Genomic DNA, 15,327 nt, shown 5'->3' with positions numbered 1-15,327 from the left:
ACTGTACCGCGGCGGCAACAGAATCGTATTCTGTTACGCACGACCTCAGGACCGCCCCGGGAGGATCCGTCGATGCAGCGAGACCTGTTCGAGGAGGAGCACCTGCTCTTCCGCGAGACCGTGCGCGAGTTCCTGGCCCGCGAGGTCGTCCCGCACCACGCCCGGTGGGAGAAGGACGGCATCGTCCCCCGCGAGGTGTGGAAGAAGGCCGGCGAGGTCGGCATGTTCGGCTTCACGGTGCCCGAGGAATACGGCGGAGCCGGCATCACCGACTTCCGCTACAACGCCGTGATCGTCGAGGAGATCATCGCGGCCGGCGCGTCCGGTCTGGGCTTCTCCCTGCACAACGACGTGATGGCCCCCTACCTGCTGGGCCTGACGGACGACGCGCAGAAGGCCCGCTGGCTGCCCGGGTTCGTCAGCGGCGAGCTGATCACCGCCATCGCGATGACCGAGCCCGGCGCGGGCAGCGACCTGCAGGGCGTACGGACGACCGCGGTGCGGGAGGGCGACCACTACGTCGTCAACGGTTCCAAGACCTTCATCACCAACGGCATCAACGCCGACCTCGTCGTCGTGGTCGCCAAAACCGACCCGGACGCGGGCGCCCGGGGCATCTCGCTGCTCGTCGTCGAACGGGGCATGGAGGGCTTCACCCGGGGCCGCAACCTGGAGAAGATCGGCATGCACGCCCAGGACACGGCGGAGCTGTTCTTCGACGACGTCCGGGTCCCCGCCGCCAACCTGCTGGGCGGGCAGGAGGGGCAGGGCTTCTACCAGCTCATGGCCAACCTCCCGCAGGAGCGGCTGTCGATCGCCGTGGCGGCGGTGGCCGCCGCCGAGACCGTGCTGCGGACGACCATCGAGTACTGCAGGAACCGCACGGCCTTCGGGCGCAGCGTCGGCAGCTTCCAGAACACCCGGTTCGTGCTGGCCGAGCTGGACACCGAGGTCGATATCGCCCGCCACTACGTGGACAGGTGCGTCCGGGCGCTCAACGCCGGAGAGCTCGGCGTCGTGGACGCGGCCAAGGCCAAGTGGTGGACCACCGAGCTGCAGAACAGGGTCATCGACCGCTGCCTCCAGCTCCACGGCGGCTACGGCTACATGCTGGAGTACCCGGTCGCCAGGGCGTGGATCGACAGCCGCGTCCAGACCATTTACGGCGGCACCACCGAGATCATGAAGGAGATCATCGGCCGCTCCTTCGGCTTCTGAGGTTCCGGCCGGCCTCCGGGCCTCCCAGGCCGGCTCTTCGGCTTCCGCGCCCCGGTCAGTCCGGGACGATCTCCTCGACCCGCATGGCGAAGCCGTCCTTGATCGTGACCTTGGCGTAGAGGGATTTCCCTGCCTTGAGCGCCTTGCGGAGCTGGTCCATGGTGCACCGGTGCGGAAGCGAACCCTTCGTGCAGATGCCGCCCTGCACGTCGAGCACCTCGGTGAACGGCGTGAGCCCGGCCTGCCGCGCGGCCTCGCCCTCGGGGGCCACCGTGATCGCGTCGCTTCCCTGGAGCTGCACGTCCCCCACCAGGTCCCCGTCCAGCCCCCGCATGCCGGAGACGCTCGGCGTCGCGGCGGGCGAGGCGGTGAGCGTGGCCGTCACGGTGGGCAGGGCGGTGGCGGTGGGCAGGGCGGTGGCGGGCGGCTCCGAGGCCGTCTCGGGCGCCGTGGAAGGCTCGGTCGCCGAGGCGGCGGGAGCCGGCGCGGCGGACTCGCCGCCGTCACCGTCACCGGAGCAGGCGGTCAGCCCGGCCAGAAGACCGACGGCGAGGGCGGCGGCCGGCAGGATGCGCGATATCTTCGGTGAAGCGTTCATGAGGTGCAACGATCTCATGTGATCGCATCCGGCCGTTACCCGCCGCGTGATCGGCTCCGTCGACGCATACTGGTCTGCGTGGACTCCCTGAGGCGGTGGTGATGGACAGCGGGCTGATTCTGCTGATCTTCCTGGCGATCCTGTTCGCCTGGGGTCTCAACCGGATGCGGCGGGCACTGCGGCTCGGCCCCGTCGGCTACGCCGGCATCGTGATCGTGTTCATCCTGGTGGTCCTCGCCCTGTGGGGCCGGACGTTCCGCTGACCGCGCCCGGACCTCCCGGCCGGTGACCGGCCCTGCCCGCCGGCCGGGCGTTTCCGTGGTCCGCCGTACCTCCGGGACGGGCCGGCCGCGAGCCGGCCCGCGCCGGCCGTCTCCGCCGAGCACCGGGTCCGCGCCGAATGGGCGGGCCCGTCCGGGGAAGTGAGCCCGTCGAAGGGCCATCGCGGCACGCGGGAACCCGGTCGGCCGAGACGCGACGCGTCTCGCCGGGCCACTCGCGGTGGATTCGGGGACATGGGAGACGGCATGCGGCAGGGCGCGGCACGGCAGGCGTTGACGGCGGGGGCGGTGGTGACCGGCCTGACGCTGGGGGCCACCGGGAACTACGGCGACGCGGACCGGTCGCCGTCGGCGATCGTCCCGCCCAGCCGGGCCTTCGGCATCTGGGGGCCGATCTACGCGGGCTCACTGGCCTACGCCGCCTACCAGGCGATGCCGCGGCGGCGCGCCGACCACGTCCTCGGCCGCCTCGCCCTGCCCGCCGCGCTGGGCTACCTCGGCGCGGGCCTGTGGAGCCGCGCGCAGGGCACCCGGGCGTTCCTGCCCCTGGTGGGCGTCACCTGGGCGTCCGCGATGGCGGCCTACGCCCTCACCGGCCGGGACACCCCCGAGGAGCGGAAGTGGGCCGAGGCCACCGAGGGACCCTTCGGCGGCGGGACCGGCTCCTGGGCCCCCACTGGAGGCTCGGGGAGCACGGGCGAAGCCGGGCGCCCCGGTACCCCGGACGCCGCCGGGGACGGTTCCCGCGGGGACCGCGGGCGGCGGGACGGGTGGCGCTGGGCGGTACGGGAACCGCTCGCCGGGTTCGCGGGCTGGCTCACCCTGGCGTCGGCCATCTCGGTGCTCGACGGCACCGTCGACGGCCCCGCGGCGGCCGACCCGCAGCGCCGCTGGGCGGTCCCGGCACTGGCCGTGACCGGAGCCGTCGCCACGGCCGTGACCGCCGTCGGGCCCCGCTCGATCTCCTATCCCGCCACGCTGGTCTGGGGTCTGGCCGGCACCGCCGTGCAGCAGCGCCGCCACACCGCGACGGCGGTGACGGCGGGCGCGCTGGCCGCCGTGGTCGCGGGAGTGGCGGCGCTGCGCAACCGCCGCCGCGGAACCCGGTAAGCCCGGCCGCGCGCCGTACACCCCGGCGCGGGTTCAGCCGGAGGAGCCCTCCAGGATGACGCGGGCGACCAGTCCGGGGTCGTCGCTCATCGGCAGGTGCCCGCATCCCCGCAGCAGCCGTACCCGCTGTCCCGACCACCGGGCCGCCCGCACGGCCTGGCGCCGGGGCAGCAGCCGGTCGCGCTCGCCCCAGGCGATGGTGATCGGCACCTTCGGCGGAGCGGGCGGCATCGTCCACAGGAACGCGTCGAGGACGTCGTCGAACCCCGGCGCTCCGGCGAGCGCCTCGGTGGCGGCCGTCATCGCCTCGGCGGGCAGCCGGTCCGGATGGGCCGTCATCAGGCCCATCGCCAGCGTCCGGCCGATCCGGTGCTCGGCGAGGGGACGGGCGCGTCCGGCTGGCAGTTCGCGCGCCAGCGACCTGGCCGCCCGGAGCACCGCGCGGGCATAGGCCAGCTCGGTACGGTTCCAGAACCCGGCCGGGGAGAGGGCGGTGGCGGTGCGGACCACCCCTCGGGCGGCGAGTTCCAGGGCGACGTAACCGCCCAGGGAGCTGCCCGCGACGTGCGGCTCGCGCAGGCCGAGCACCCCGCAGAACGCCTCTACCGCGTCGGCGAGCGCCTCGGGGGTGTACGGCGTGCCGGGCGGCAGCGGCGGTGAGACGCCGAAGCCGGGGAAGTCCACGGCGACGACGTCCCGCTCGGCGGCGAGACGGTCGAGCACCGGCAGCCACGCCTGCCAGTGGTGCCCGATTCCGTGCAGCAGGATCAGGGGCGGACCCACCCCGCGCCGTTCGAAGGCCAGTTCCATGCCCACGAGTCAAGCACTTCGCGCGGAGGCCGACCAGCCGCGCGCGCCGTACCACCGCCCCGGCGGAGGAGACGGCCGGAGGGCCACCGGGCCGGACGCCGCCGGGGAGGGTTCGGCGGCGGGACGGCGCTTCGGCGGGACCTCGGCGAACCGGAACCTCGATGGACCGGGACCCAATGGGCCGGAACCTCGACGGACCGGGGCCTCAGCGGGTCTTGGTGGGGATCTCGAACCAGACGGCCTTGCCCTCCTTGGTGGGCCGTGACCCCCAGCGCCTGGCGAGCTGGTCGACGAGGTACAGACCCCGGCCGCCCTCGTCGTTCTCCCCGGCGCTGCGGATCCGGGGAAGCCGCAGGTCCTGGTCGAAGACCTCCACCCAGACCGCGTCGCGGCCCCGGCGCAGCCGGAGCGTGAACTCCTTCTCGGCGGTGACCTCGTCGTCGAAGTCGGGGCCGTCGCCCCATGACTCGTCGAACGACAGCGACGACAGCGAGGGACCGTCCATCGGCAGCTCCCGCCGGGGGACGCTGGCGGTGGCGGCGTGCAGCACGACGTTGGTCACCACCTCGGAGACCAGCAGGCAGGCCAGCTCGGCGCGTTCCTCGGGGACGCTCCAGCCGGTGAACGCGTCCAACGCCATCCGGCGGGCCTCACCGACCATGATCGGCTGGGCCGGGAACGTGCGCTCCTCGACGTCGAGGTCGTCGGGGGCGGACCTGACCACCAGGATCGCCATGTCGTCGTCGATCTCGCCCGGCACCGCGATCGTCGCCGCGTCGGCGATGCGCTCCACCGACGAGCCCGACTCCTGGACGAGCCGCCCACGGAGGATGTCGAAGGTCTCCTCCTCGGTGGGCGCCCGGCCGTCGGCGTCGCGCACCGGGCGGCGGTCCACGAGGCCGTCGGTGTAGAGGACGAGCGCGGCGCCCGGGGGCAGGGTCCGGGTCTCCTCCTTGTAGACCAGGTCGGCGTGCATGCCCTTGGCGCGGACGCCGAGGGGCTGGCCCACCTCCTCGATCTGCAGCTCCCGGCAGACCCCGTTGTGCAGCAGCAGCGGCGGGGCGTGGCCGGCGTTGGCGAAGGAGAGCTGCCGCGACCAGGCGTCGTAGACGAGGTACTGGCAGGTGACGATGGGCGGGACGCTGACGTCGGTGCCGCTGTCGTCGCGCTCGGGGGTGGCGATGATGCGGGTCCACTCGTCGAGCTTGGCGAGGATCTCCGCGGGCGGCTTGTCGTCCTGGGCGAAGGCGCGCAGCGCGGCCCGCAGCTGACCCATGACGGCGGCGGCCTTGGCGCCGCGACCCTCGACGTCGCCGATGACGATGCCGACCCGGCCCGCCGACAGCGGGATGACGTCGTACCAGTCGCCGCCCACCTGGGTCTGGATGCCCTGGCCGTGGCTGGCGAGCGGGGCCGCCGGGTAGTAGCGGACCGCGATCTCCAGCCCGTCGAGCTCGGGCAGCGGCGCGGGGGGCAGCAGGTACTTCTGGAAGGACTCGGCGGTGTGCCGCTCCTCCTCGAACAGCAGCGCGTTGTCCACGGCCACGGCGACGCGGGTGGCGATGGCCCCGACGAAGTCGCGGTCGAAGGCGTCGTAGTGCGGGCTGCGCCGGTCGGTGAGGTTGGACAGCCCGAGGTACATCAGCCCGAGGGTCTCGCCGCGCACGCACAGCGGCGCCACGATGGCCGAGGTCAGCCCGATCTCGGCGGCCAGACGGGTGTTGGCCTCGCCGGGGCTGGGGTAGTTGGTCTGCGCGAAGTCCTCGACCAGGACCGTCTCCTGGCGGCGCAGCGCGATGTCGGCGTAGTGACCCGGGGGGTAGCGGATCTCGGCCCCGAGCGGCGCCCAGGTGTCCGGCGGCGGGCTCCAGCCCTGGACGTGGGTGGAGACCCTGCGGGTCAGCCGGTCGCCCTCCATCAGCTCGATGAAGCAGTGGTCGGCGAACTGCGGGACGAGCATCTCGGCGACCCGCTTGAGCGTCTCCTCGACGTAGAGGGACCCGGCGAGCCGCTCGCCGATCCGTTCCAGCAGGCCGAAGCGGTCCTTCTCCCGCTCGTTGCTGCGCATCGCCTCGCGGGCGGTGATGACGATGCCGCTGACCGACCCCGAGGGGTGGCGCAGCGGCACGGCCTGCGCCCGGACGTAGATCATCGTCCCGTCGCCGCGACGGACGTCGAAGGTGCCCTCCCAGACCCCGCCCTTGAGGACGTGCTTGGCGAGCTCACCGGCGAGCGGGTGATCCTTCTCCATGACGCCGAGGGAGAACGCCTGTTCCCGGGAGGCCGCGGCCGCGGGGCGGCCGAAGAGCCTCTCGGCGAACGGGTTCCGGTAGAGGATGTTGCTGAATCTGTCGGTGACGACCACGGCCATCTCGGCGTGGTCGAGAACGGAACCGGCCGTGAGGTGGTCGGCGGTTTCCGGTGAGAGATCCCCCCACCGCTTCATCCGGTGACCACCCCTTGAGGACGGGTGTGCGCAAAGCGAACCACGGTTGCTCCAGCTGCAGTCTCGGCCTGGGAGTGGAAGCGGAGGGGCTCCCCAGGGGGATCCAACCAAGCAGAGGGGCCCTGGTCAGCGAGTGGAGACGAAGACGTGCGCGGCGATCTCCCGCGGAAGCTCCGCAAGATGGTTCTCCGCCTCGTCGTCACCTGTCACCCGCACACCGTCGTCGCTCGCCGCGAGCGTTACCTCGCGTCCGGGTTGTATCCCAACTTGCTTGAGTTTAAGCATCACAGCCGGATCGCTTTGCACTTGTTCGCTAATTCGGCGGACGACGACGGGTATATCTCTGGGTCCGGCCAGCGCGGCCATCGACGGCAGCGACTCCCAGCCGTTCCCGGGGCCCTCGACACCGAGCTCGTCGAGGCCGGGGATGGGGTTGCCGTGGGGGTCCTCGGTCGGGTTGTTCAGCAGGGAGACCAGCCGGGCCTCCACCGACTCGGACATGACGTGCTCCCAGCGGCACGCCTCGACGTGCACCTCCTCCCAGGGCAGCCCGATCACCTGGGTGAGCAGGCATTCGGCCAGGCGGTGCTTGCGCATGACGCGCGTCGCCAGGGTGCGGCCGAGATCGGTCATGGCCAGGTGGCGGTCGCCCTCCACGCGGACGAGGCCGTCGCGCTCCATGCGGGCGACCGTCTGGCTGACGGTGGGGCCGCTCTGCTGCAGCCGCTCGGCGATCCGGGCCCGCAGCGGGACGATCCCCTCTTCCTCCAGCTCGAAGATGGTGCGGAGGTACATCTCCGTAGTGTCGATCAGGCCGTGTGCGGTCAAGGCTCCTCCGTCCTATCTCGATGCCTCGTCCATCACGCGACGTTCCGCGAAGGGCAACGCGGGACGGAAGAAGTCTCAGACCCCGACCCTATTGGGAGATCGAGTCCGTGGTGGCATAGGACGGCAACACCGCAGCATGTCCAATGCTTCCCGAACAGGTCAAACCTCGCGTGTGCCCGCACGGTAACCCCTGAATGAGGGCACCGCCAGCCCCACCACGAGTACGGCGAGCGCGCACGCGATCCCGCCGCCGACCCAGGCCCCGGTGGCGCCGAACCACGTGGCCGTGGCCCCGGCGCGCAGGTCCCCGAGGCGGGGTCCCCCGGCCACCACGACCATGAACACCCCCTGCATCCGCCCGCGCATCTCGTCGGGCGCGTGCGTTTGCAGGATCGTCTGCCGCCACACCGAGGAGACCAGGTCGGCGGCCCCGCCGAAGGCGAGCAGTGCGACCATCGCCCACAGCGCGCCCGCCAGGCCGGAGGCGGCGACGCTGAGCCCCCAGGCGGCGATCACGAACGTGAGGGCCAGGCCCTGCCGCCGGATCCGGCCCACCCAGCCCGACATCAGCCCGCCGACGACCGAGCCGATCGCCATGCTCGCCGACAGCCAGCCGAACGCGATCGGGGAGTCGCCGAACCGCTCGGCCACGATCTGGGGGAACAGTGCCCGGGGCAGGGCGAAGGCCATGGCGATGATGTCCACGACGAACGACATCATCACGATGGGGTGGCCGGAGATGTAGCGCAGGCCGTCCAGGACCGACCGGAGGCCGGGGCGGGCCACCTCGCCGAGCGGCGCCAGGCGCGGCAGCCGCAGCGCGGCGTAGAAGCCGGCGCTGAACAGCACGGCGTCTGCCAGGTAGGCGGCGGCGAGACCGCCCTGGGCGAGCACGACCCCGGCGGCCAGCGGGCCCACGACGCTGCCGAGGCCGCCGGCGAGGTAGTTGAGCGTGTTGGCGGCCGGGACCATCTCGGCCGGGACCAGCCTGGGGATGATCGCGGCGCGGGTCGGGCCGGTGATGGCGAAACCGGTGGCGTGCACGGCCGTGGTCGCCAGCAGCAGCCCGACGTTCGCGGTGCCGAGGGCGGCCTGGGCCAGCAGGGCGAGCGTCGCGGCCCAGGTGATGACCGATCCGGTCAGCAGCAGCCTGCGCCGGTCCACGGCGTCGGCGACGGCGCCGCCCCACAGCCCGAAGACGATCAGGGGGATGAGGTTGGCCGGGCCGAGCATGCCGACCCAGAACGAGGAGGAGGTGATGTCGTAGATCTGGGCGCTGACGGCCACCGCGGTGAGCTGGAAGCCGATGAACGACACGCCCTGGCCGGCCCAGAGCCGCCGGAAGTCCGGAATGGCGAGCGGACGGGTGTCCACCGCGAGCCGCCGCACCATGTCCCCGAACGCCACGGTTCCCCCTCGTCAAGACTGATACATGCGGATATATCAGTAACGAGGGAGTAATGCGTCAGGGGGCCAGGCGTTCCACGACCCATCCGCCACCCGCGCGCCGGTACCGCAGGCGGTCGTGCATCCGGGAGATCTGGCCCTGCCAGAACTCCATCTCCACCGGCGCGACCCGGAACCCGCCCCAGAAGTCGGGCACCGGCGGGTCCTCCGGCCAGCGCGCGGCCAGCTCGGCGTAGCGGGCGTCGAGCTCCTGCCGTGAGCCCACCACGGCCGACTGCCGCGACGCCCAGGCGCCGATGCGCGAGCCGTAGGGACGGGAGCGGAAGTAGGCGGCCGACTCCTCGCGCGACAGCCGCGTCACCGTGCCCTCCACCCGCACCTGGCGGCGGATGGGGTGCCAGGGGAACAGCAGGCTGGCCCGCGGGTTCTCCCGCAGGTCGCGGCCCTTGCGGGACTCGTAGTTGGTGTAGAAGACGAACCCGTGCTCGTCGTAGCCCTTCAGCAGCACGGTGCGGGCCGTCGGCAGCCCGCCCGCCGAGCAGGTGGCGAGGATCATGGCGTTGGGTTCGGGGAGCCCGGCGTCCAGGGCCTCGCCGAACCAGATGGTGAACTGCGTCACGGGGTCGGGCGCGAGGTCGCCCTCCGTCAGGGGAGCGCCCTCGTAGGTACGGCGAAGGCCCGCGAGCGACGGCGGGCGCGATGTGGCATCCACGGTTCGGTATTCTCCCGTGGTTGACAGCAAGAGCATGCGCGCGCCCCCTACCTGGGACGATCGCGTTCCGGTGGGTCCGGGGCCACACCACTCTCCCCCACAGGGTTGAATATGACCCGCCGGTATCTCGACATCAAGGCTTTGACTTCAAGAAAGGGAGGCGGCCGAGAATGTCCGACTTCAAACCCGGGCTCGAAGGCGTCGTAGCTTTCGAGACGGAGATCGCGGAACCGGACAAAGAAGGGGGCGCCCTTCGCTACCGGGGCGTCGACATCGAAGAGCTGGTCGGTCGCGTCTCCTTTGGACACGTGTGGGGCCTGCTGGTCGACAACAAGTTCCAGCCGGGCCTGCCCCCGGCTGAGCCGTACCCCATTCCTGTCCACTCCGGTGACATCCGCGTCGACGTGCAGAGCGCACTGGCCATGCTGGCCCCCGCGTACGGCTTCAAGCCGCTGCTCGACATCGACGACGCCGAGGCGCGCGACAACCTCGCGCGCGCCAGCGTGACCGCCCTCAGCTTCGTCGCCCAGTCGGCGCGCGGCCTCGGCCAGCCGATGGTCCCGCAGAAGCGGGTCGACGAGTGCGACAGCATCGTCGAGCGGTTCATGACCCGCTGGCGGGGCGAGCCCGACCCGAACCACGTCAAGGCCATCGACGCCTACTGGGTCTCGGCGGCCGAGCACGGCATGAACGCCTCCACCTTCACCGCCCGCGTCATCGCCTCCACCGGCGCCGACGTCTCGGCGGCGCTGAGCGGCGCCGTCGGCGCCATGTCCGGCCCGCTGCACGGTGGCGCCCCGGCGCGCGTGCTGCACATGATCGAGGGTGTCGAGCGGGTCGGCGACGCCAAGAAGTACGTGCAGTCCGAGCTCGACAAGGGCCAGCGCCTCATGGGCTTCGGCCACCGCGTCTACCGCGCCGAGGACCCCCGCGCCCGCGTGCTGCGCCGTACGGCCAAGGAGCTGAACGCGCCGCGCTACGAGGTCGCCGCCGCGCTGGAGAAGGCCGCGCTGGAGGAGCTGCACGCCCGCAAGCCCGACCGGGTGCTCGCCACCAACGTCGAGTACTGGGCCGCGGTCATCCTCGACTTCGCCGAGGTCCCCTCCAACATGTTCACCTCCATGTTCACCTGCGCCCGCACCGCGGGCTGGGCCGCCCACATCCTGGAGCAGAAGCGCACGGGCAGGCTCGTCCGCCCCAGCGCCGACTACGTGGGCCCGGCGCAGCGTTCGATCAACGACGTCCCCGGCGCCGCCGAGGTCATCGCCTCCGTCTGAGCCGCCACGGCCGGACCCGGCTCCCCGGCCCGGTCCGGCCGGCCCTCCCCCGTGGCCGCCGCGCGATCCCCTCGCGCGGCGGCCGTTCCGTTTGTCAGACACGAATGTCTCATCATGCGGACCTCGTACGAGTCAGGCGGTCCGGCTCAGTAGGCTGACGGGGTGGCTGACATCGTGATTCCCACTGACATCAAGCCCGCCGACGGCCGCTTCGGCTGCGGGCCCTCCAAGGTGCGCCCCGAGCAGCTGTCCGCTCTGGCCGCCTCCGGATCGGCCCTGATGGGCACCTCCCACCGCCAGAAGCCGGTCAAGTCGCTCGTCGGGCGGGTGCGCGCGGGCCTTTCGGAGCTGTTCTCCCTGCCCGAGGGGTACCAGGTCGTCCTCGGCAACGGCGGCACCACCGCGTTCTGGGACATCGCCGCCTTCGGACTCGTCCGGGACAGGTCGCAGCACCTGCACTTCGGCGAGTTCTCCTCCAAGTTCGCCGCCGTCACCGCCAGGGCGCCCTGGCTGGGCGACCCGACGGTGATCAAGTCCGAGCCCGGCAGCCATCCGCAGGCCCGCACCGAGGAGGGCGTGGACGTCTACGCCCTCACCCACAACGAGACCTCCACCGGCGTCGCCATGCCGATCCGGCGGGTGGGCGCGGAGGGCTCGCTGGTCCTGGTGGACGCCACCTCCGGCGCCGGCGGCCTGCCCGTCGAGGCGGGCGAGTTCGACGTCTACTACTTCGCGCCGCAGAAGAGCTTCGCCTCCGACGGCGGCCTGTGGATCGCCCTGATGTCCCCGGCCGCGCTCGCGCGGGTCGAGGAGATCGCGGCGAGCGGCCGTTACGTGCCCGACTTCTACAGCCTGCCGACGGCGATCGACAACTCCGTCAAGGACCAGACCTACAACACCCCGGCGGTCGCCACGCTGTTCCTGCTCGCCGAGCAGATCGAGTGGATGAACGGCAACGGCGGCCTGGCCTGGACCACCGCCCGCTCGGCCGAGTCGGCCCGCCGCCTGTACACCTGGGCGGAGAAGACCTCCTACACCACCCCGTTCGCGGGTCCGGAGTTCCGCTCCAACGTGGTCGGCACCATCGACTTCGCCGACGAGGTGGACGCCGCGCAGGTGGCCAAGGTGCTGCGCGCCAACGGCATCGTCGACACCGAGCCCTACCGCAAGCTCGGCCGCAACCAGCTGCGCATCGCGATGTTCCCGGCCATCGACCCCGACGACGTCGAGGCCCTGACCGTCTGCATCGACCACGTGGTCGAGCGGCTCAAGCCGTAAGCCGTACCCGGCCTCCCGCGGCCCGGCCGGGTCACCGCCGCGCGCCGCGACCGTCCTCCGAGCGGTCGCGGCCGGCGTCCCGGGCCCGGTGGGCTCGGCGCGGGTGGCGGGAGGAGCCGCGCGGGACCGCACCCGTTCCGGCCCGCTTCTCCCGGTGCCGGAGCGAAGCCGTCAGGATTCGCGCGGGACCACCAGGCCGGACTCGTAGGCGAGGACCACGAGCTGGGCGCGATCGCGGGCGTGGAGCTTCGCCATGGCGCGGTTGACGTGGGTCTTCGCGGTCGTCGAGCTGATCACCATGTGGTCGGCGATCTCGTCGTTGGACAGGCCCCGCGCGACCAGGGCGACGGCCTCGCGCTCGCGGTTGGTCAGCTCCTTCAGCGCCGTGCCGGCGTCGGTGCGGAGGGGCTGGGAGACGTACCGGTCGATCAGCCTGCGGGTGATCGACGGAGCGAGCAGGGCGTCGCCGCGCGCGGCGACGCGTACGGCGTGGAGGAAGTCCTCCGGCTGGATGTCCTTGACGAGGAATCCGGCCGCGCCGGCGCGCAACGCGTCGAAGACGTGCTCGTCGAGGCCGTAGTTGGTCAGGATGACGACGTGCACCCCGGTCAGGGCCGGGTCCGCGGCGATGCGCCGGGTCGCCTCGATGCCGTCCATGACCGGCATCCGGACGTCGACGAGCGCGATGTCGGGCAGGTGCCGCCTGGCCAGCGCCAGGGCCTCGCCCCCGTCACCGGCCTCGGCCACCACCTCGATGTCGTCCTCCAGGTCGAGGAGCGCGCGGAACCCGCTGCGGATGAGCGGCTGGTCGTCGGCCAGCAGAACACGGATCATGACGTCCCGTCCACGGGGATTTCGGCCTGCACGGTGAAGCCGCCCTCGCCGCGCGGCTCCGCGCGGAGGCGGCCGCCGAGGGCGGTGACCCGCTCGCGCATCCCGAGCAGCCCGACGCCGGGCGCCGGGGCGTCCTCCGGCGTGGCCCTGCCGTCGTCGTCGACCCGTATGGCCAGGGTGCCGGGACGGTAGTCGATGCGGACCGACGCCGTCGCGGCGGCGGCGTGACGGGCGACGTTGGTCAGCGACTCCTGGACGATCCGGTAGGCGGTCCGGTCCACCGCGGCCGACACGTCATGCCGTCGTCCCTCGACCGTCAGCTTCGCGTCCAGGCCGGTCGTCCGGGCGCGCTCCACCAGCTCCGGGACGTCGTCGAGCCCGTGCGGCGGGCTCTTGGCGTCGTCGCGCAGCACCTCCAGGGTCGCGCGCAGTTCCCGGGCCGCCTCGCGACCGGCCTCCCGGATCGCCAGCAGCGCCTCCGGCACCTGCTCACCCCGCCTGCGGGCCACGTGGACGGCGGCCTCGGCCTGCACCTTGATGACGGAGATCTGGTGGGTGAGCGAGTCGTGCAGCTCCCGCGCGATGTGCAGCCGCTCCTCGTCGGCGCGGCGCCGCGCGGTCTCCTCCCGGGTGCGCTCGGCCTCCTCCGCCCGCCGCTCGGCCTGCCGCAGCGCCTCACCCGCGGCGCCGGCCGCGATCAGCCAGGCCATCTCCAGGGCTCCCCGGGCCTGCGCGAACGCCTCGCCCGTGTCGTGCAGGCCCGAGGCCAGGGCCGCGAGGGGCAGCAGGGCCAGCACGGCCACGCTCGCCGCCACCGTGACGGTACGGTGCCCCGCCCGCACGGCGGCGTACACCGCGAACAGGTACGGAACGGCCGGCACGTCGAACCCGGCCGCCTGGTAACCCACCACGCACAGCCCGGTGACGGCCAGCACGGGGACCGGAGCCCGGCGGCGCGCGGCCAGCGCCAGCCCGCCGGCCGCCAGCAGCGCGTAGCCGAGCAGGCCGGGGCCCGTGGCGGGGTGCCGCCCGGCCAGCCCGGTGACCAGCAGCGCCGCCGCCATGCCGACGGCGATCGCCCAGTCCATGACATCTGCCCGGGTAACGGACCGTCCTGCGCTCATGCGCGCACCCTAGCCCGATGTCCGCGCGGGCGACTCCTGCGTACGGATGACCGTCCGGCTACCGCGCCCGCGGTACCTCCACTGCTCCCGCGGCGTCCGCGGCAGTCGGCTGCGGCGACGGCGGCAGCGCGGATTGTCCGCGTCCGCCGGACGACCGGCGGCGGGTCCGGCGGGCATGATCGGCGACGTCCGATCCTGTGAGGAGCACTTCATGTCGTCCGTCCGTCACCTGCTCGCCACCGCCGGAACCGCCCTGAGCGGAGGTCCCGGGTCTGCCGCGCATGTCCTGGCCGAGCCGGTCGGCGTCGGCTACTTCACCACCGGGCGTATCTGGGCCCTGATCAGCATCGCGCTGGTACTGGCCGGCGTGGTCGTCGGCTGGCTGGCCCTGCGCGCCGCCGGCCGTACCGGCCGGCAGAGGGCCGTCACCGCCATGGCGTCAGGGCTGGCCGGCACGGTCATCGGCGGCCTGGTCGTGGTCAACTCCGAGGGCGGTCCCGGCACCGGCGGCGGGATCGTCGGGGGTTACCTGGCCCTGGCGCTGGGGGTGGCCGCCATGATCCTCGGCTGGCGTGCCCTGGCCCGCTCCCGCCGCACCGCCTGACCGCACCGTCTGACCGGCCCGGACGCCGTGCCGCCCGCCCGGCCCGGACGCCGCACCGTCTGACCGGCTCAGAACTCGTCGGCGCCGGTGACCTGGGCGATGGGGAAAATGTGGCGGGAGGCCGCGCAGATCGTCTCCAGGACGTGCACCGGCGTGCCGTCGTCACCGTAGGCGGCGCGTACGATCCGCACCACCCACTCGCCGGGGTCGAGCCGGAGCGTCCCCGTCTCGGAGGCGGTGGCCGGGCGGACGACGAGATACTCCTCGGCGTGGCCGAAGCGGTGCCCGAGCGCCTCGATCCCGGCCTGCAGGGTCGGCGTGACGAAGCCGGGCGCGCAGATCGGGGTGCCGCCGAAGACGTCGAGGCGGAAGAAGCTCGTGGCGATCCGCACCGGCACGTCGTCGGCCAGCAGCAGCTTGCGGCGCGCCAGAACCTCCGTGCCGGGCTCGACGCGCAGGGCCTCGGCGATGTGCCCGGCGGCCGGTTCCGGGCCGACATGGAGCATCTGGCGGCCCGGACGGACGCCCTGGGCGCCCGCCTCGGTCATGAAGAGCGACGCCGAGCCGCGCACCGCGGGTTCGGTGGGCAGCGTGCGCCTCACCAGCACGCGGGGCGCCGGGCGGTGCCCTCCGGGGGCGTCCGCGGCGCGATCGTCGGGTGTGGTGTCGTCCACGGATGTTCCGCTCCCCCGAGGTCGGTGCTCGTCCGGACCACTCTAGCCAGGGGGCGGATCCGGCCCGGTGCCCGCCGTACGGCCCGGCCCGCCGTACGGTCCCGGCTCCCGTGCCGCGTCCGGCGA

At 72.9% G+C, this 15,327-nt stretch carries 15 protein-coding genes; 6 read left to right on the top strand and 9 right to left on the bottom strand.

Annotation, left to right across the window (positions count from 1 at the left end; translation table 11 throughout):
• Nucleotides 1-72: 72 nt before the first annotated feature.
• A complete protein-coding gene (locus tag ACQP10_RS04665; RefSeq protein ID WP_346017609.1) occupies nucleotides 73-1,218 on the top strand; it encodes an acyl-CoA dehydrogenase family protein in 1,146 nt (381 codons plus the stop codon).
• Between the two features lie 55 nt (nucleotides 1,219-1,273).
• Here the strand turns inward: ACQP10_RS04665 and ACQP10_RS04660 are convergent, their stop codons facing one another.
• The gene (locus ACQP10_RS04660) at nucleotides 1,274-1,816 is read right to left on the bottom strand and encodes a hypothetical protein (protein WP_346017610.1); all 543 of its coding nucleotides are present in this window, start codon (nucleotides 1,814-1,816) and stop codon (nucleotides 1,274-1,276) included.
• A gap of 101 nt (nucleotides 1,817-1,917) precedes the next feature.
• Between ACQP10_RS04660 and ACQP10_RS04655 the strand changes: the two genes are divergently transcribed.
• Both ACQP10_RS04655 and ACQP10_RS04650 read left to right on the top strand, forming a co-directional pair.
• Entirely contained in the window at nucleotides 1,918-2,079 is a 162-nt protein-coding gene (locus ACQP10_RS04655; RefSeq protein WP_179819733.1) for a hypothetical protein, read from the top strand.
• Between the two features lie 252 nt (nucleotides 2,080-2,331).
• Complete coding sequence (locus ACQP10_RS04650; RefSeq protein WP_433540948.1) at nucleotides 2,332-3,207, top strand: hypothetical protein; 876 nt, start codon at nucleotides 2,332-2,334, stop codon at nucleotides 3,205-3,207.
• A gap of 33 nt (nucleotides 3,208-3,240) precedes the next feature.
• On the opposite strand, the gene ACQP10_RS04645 is transcribed toward ACQP10_RS04650, so the two are convergent.
• The 5 genes from ACQP10_RS04645 to pdxH form a co-directional block, all read right to left on the bottom strand.
• Nucleotides 3,241-4,017 (bottom strand): alpha/beta fold hydrolase, encoded by a 777-nt coding sequence (locus tag ACQP10_RS04645; protein WP_433540947.1) that lies wholly within the window; start codon nucleotides 4,015-4,017, stop codon nucleotides 3,241-3,243.
• Between the two features lie 205 nt (nucleotides 4,018-4,222).
• Nucleotides 4,223-6,463, bottom strand: coding sequence for an ATP-binding SpoIIE family protein phosphatase (locus tag ACQP10_RS04640; RefSeq protein WP_179819736.1), 2,241 nt, complete (start codon nucleotides 6,461-6,463; stop codon nucleotides 4,223-4,225).
• 126 nt (nucleotides 6,464-6,589) lie between these two features.
• Nucleotides 6,590-7,291, bottom strand: coding sequence for a metal-dependent transcriptional regulator (locus ACQP10_RS04635; protein WP_179819737.1), 702 nt, complete (start codon nucleotides 7,289-7,291; stop codon nucleotides 6,590-6,592).
• 159 nt (nucleotides 7,292-7,450) lie between these two features.
• Nucleotides 7,451-8,698, bottom strand: coding sequence for an MFS transporter (locus ACQP10_RS04630; RefSeq protein WP_346017613.1), 1,248 nt, complete (start codon nucleotides 8,696-8,698; stop codon nucleotides 7,451-7,453).
• A gap of 58 nt (nucleotides 8,699-8,756) precedes the next feature.
• Complete coding sequence (gene pdxH / locus ACQP10_RS04625) at nucleotides 8,757-9,410, bottom strand: pyridoxamine 5'-phosphate oxidase (protein ID WP_346017614.1); 654 nt, start codon at nucleotides 9,408-9,410, stop codon at nucleotides 8,757-8,759.
• A 170-nt stretch (nucleotides 9,411-9,580) separates the two neighbouring features.
• Here pdxH and ACQP10_RS04620 point away from each other — a divergent pair, with 170 nt between their 5' ends.
• A complete protein-coding gene (locus ACQP10_RS04620; RefSeq protein ID WP_179819739.1) occupies nucleotides 9,581-10,687 on the top strand; it encodes a citrate synthase 2 in 1,107 nt (368 codons plus the stop codon).
• A 162-nt stretch (nucleotides 10,688-10,849) separates the two neighbouring features.
• Nucleotides 10,850-11,965, top strand: a complete 1,116-nt coding sequence (gene serC / locus ACQP10_RS04615) for a phosphoserine transaminase (RefSeq protein WP_346017615.1) — start codon at nucleotides 10,850-10,852, stop codon at nucleotides 11,963-11,965.
• 171 nt (nucleotides 11,966-12,136) lie between these two features.
• Here serC and ACQP10_RS04610 read toward each other — a convergent pair whose 3' ends face one another.
• Both ACQP10_RS04610 and ACQP10_RS04605 read right to left on the bottom strand, forming a co-directional pair.
• The gene (locus tag ACQP10_RS04610) at nucleotides 12,137-12,799 is read right to left on the bottom strand and encodes a response regulator (RefSeq protein ID WP_399499096.1); all 663 of its coding nucleotides are present in this window, start codon (nucleotides 12,797-12,799) and stop codon (nucleotides 12,137-12,139) included.
• On the bottom strand, nucleotides 12,796-13,887 hold the full coding sequence (locus ACQP10_RS04605; RefSeq protein ID WP_433540946.1) for a sensor histidine kinase: 1,092 nt from the start codon (nucleotides 13,885-13,887) through the stop codon (nucleotides 12,796-12,798). Before ACQP10_RS04605 ends, ACQP10_RS04610 begins: the two co-directional genes overlap by 4 nt.
• Before the next feature lie 247 nt (nucleotides 13,888-14,134).
• Here ACQP10_RS04605 and ACQP10_RS04600 point away from each other — a divergent pair, with 247 nt between their 5' ends.
• Entirely contained in the window at nucleotides 14,135-14,527 is a 393-nt protein-coding gene (locus ACQP10_RS04600; RefSeq protein WP_346017618.1) for a DUF6223 family protein, read from the top strand.
• A 68-nt stretch (nucleotides 14,528-14,595) separates the two neighbouring features.
• Here ACQP10_RS04600 and ACQP10_RS04595 read toward each other — a convergent pair whose 3' ends face one another.
• On the bottom strand, nucleotides 14,596-15,201 hold the full coding sequence (locus ACQP10_RS04595; protein WP_399499094.1) for a GntR family transcriptional regulator: 606 nt from the start codon (nucleotides 15,199-15,201) through the stop codon (nucleotides 14,596-14,598).
• Nucleotides 15,202-15,327 lie beyond the last annotated feature (126 nt).

Origin of the sequence: Streptosporangium sandarakinum (assembly GCF_050942225.1) — a bacterium.
GTDB classification, from domain to species: domain Bacteria; phylum Actinomycetota; class Actinomycetes; order Streptosporangiales; family Streptosporangiaceae; genus Streptosporangium; species Streptosporangium nondiastaticum.
This window is presented reverse-complemented; position numbering and strand designations above follow the sequence as displayed.

Bases quoted from the DNA above. Each gene is read 5' to 3' on its own strand.
- ACQP10_RS04665 (WP_346017609.1), top strand. From the start codon at position 73: ATGCAGCGAGACCTGTTCGAGGAGGAGCACCTGCTCTTCCGCGAGACC.
- ACQP10_RS04660 (WP_346017610.1), bottom strand. From the start codon at position 1,816: ATGAACGCTTCACCGAAGATATCGCGCATCCTGCCGGCCGCCGCCCTC.
- ACQP10_RS04655 (WP_179819733.1), top strand. From the start codon at position 1,918: ATGGACAGCGGGCTGATTCTGCTGATCTTCCTGGCGATCCTGTTCGCC.
- ACQP10_RS04650 (WP_433540948.1), top strand. From the start codon at position 2,332: ATGGGAGACGGCATGCGGCAGGGCGCGGCACGGCAGGCGTTGACGGCG.
- ACQP10_RS04645 (WP_433540947.1), bottom strand. From the start codon at position 4,017: ATGGAACTGGCCTTCGAACGGCGCGGGGTGGGTCCGCCCCTGATCCTG.
- ACQP10_RS04640 (WP_179819736.1), bottom strand. From the start codon at position 6,463: ATGAAGCGGTGGGGGGATCTCTCACCGGAAACCGCCGACCACCTCACG.
- ACQP10_RS04620 (WP_179819739.1), top strand. From the start codon at position 9,581: ATGTCCGACTTCAAACCCGGGCTCGAAGGCGTCGTAGCTTTCGAGACG.
- ACQP10_RS04610 (WP_399499096.1), bottom strand. From the start codon at position 12,799: ATGATCCGTGTTCTGCTGGCCGACGACCAGCCGCTCATCCGCAGCGGG.
- ACQP10_RS04605 (WP_433540946.1), bottom strand. From the start codon at position 13,887: ATGGACTGGGCGATCGCCGTCGGCATGGCGGCGGCGCTGCTGGTCACC.
- ACQP10_RS04600 (WP_346017618.1), top strand. From the start codon at position 14,135: ATGTCGTCCGTCCGTCACCTGCTCGCCACCGCCGGAACCGCCCTGAGC.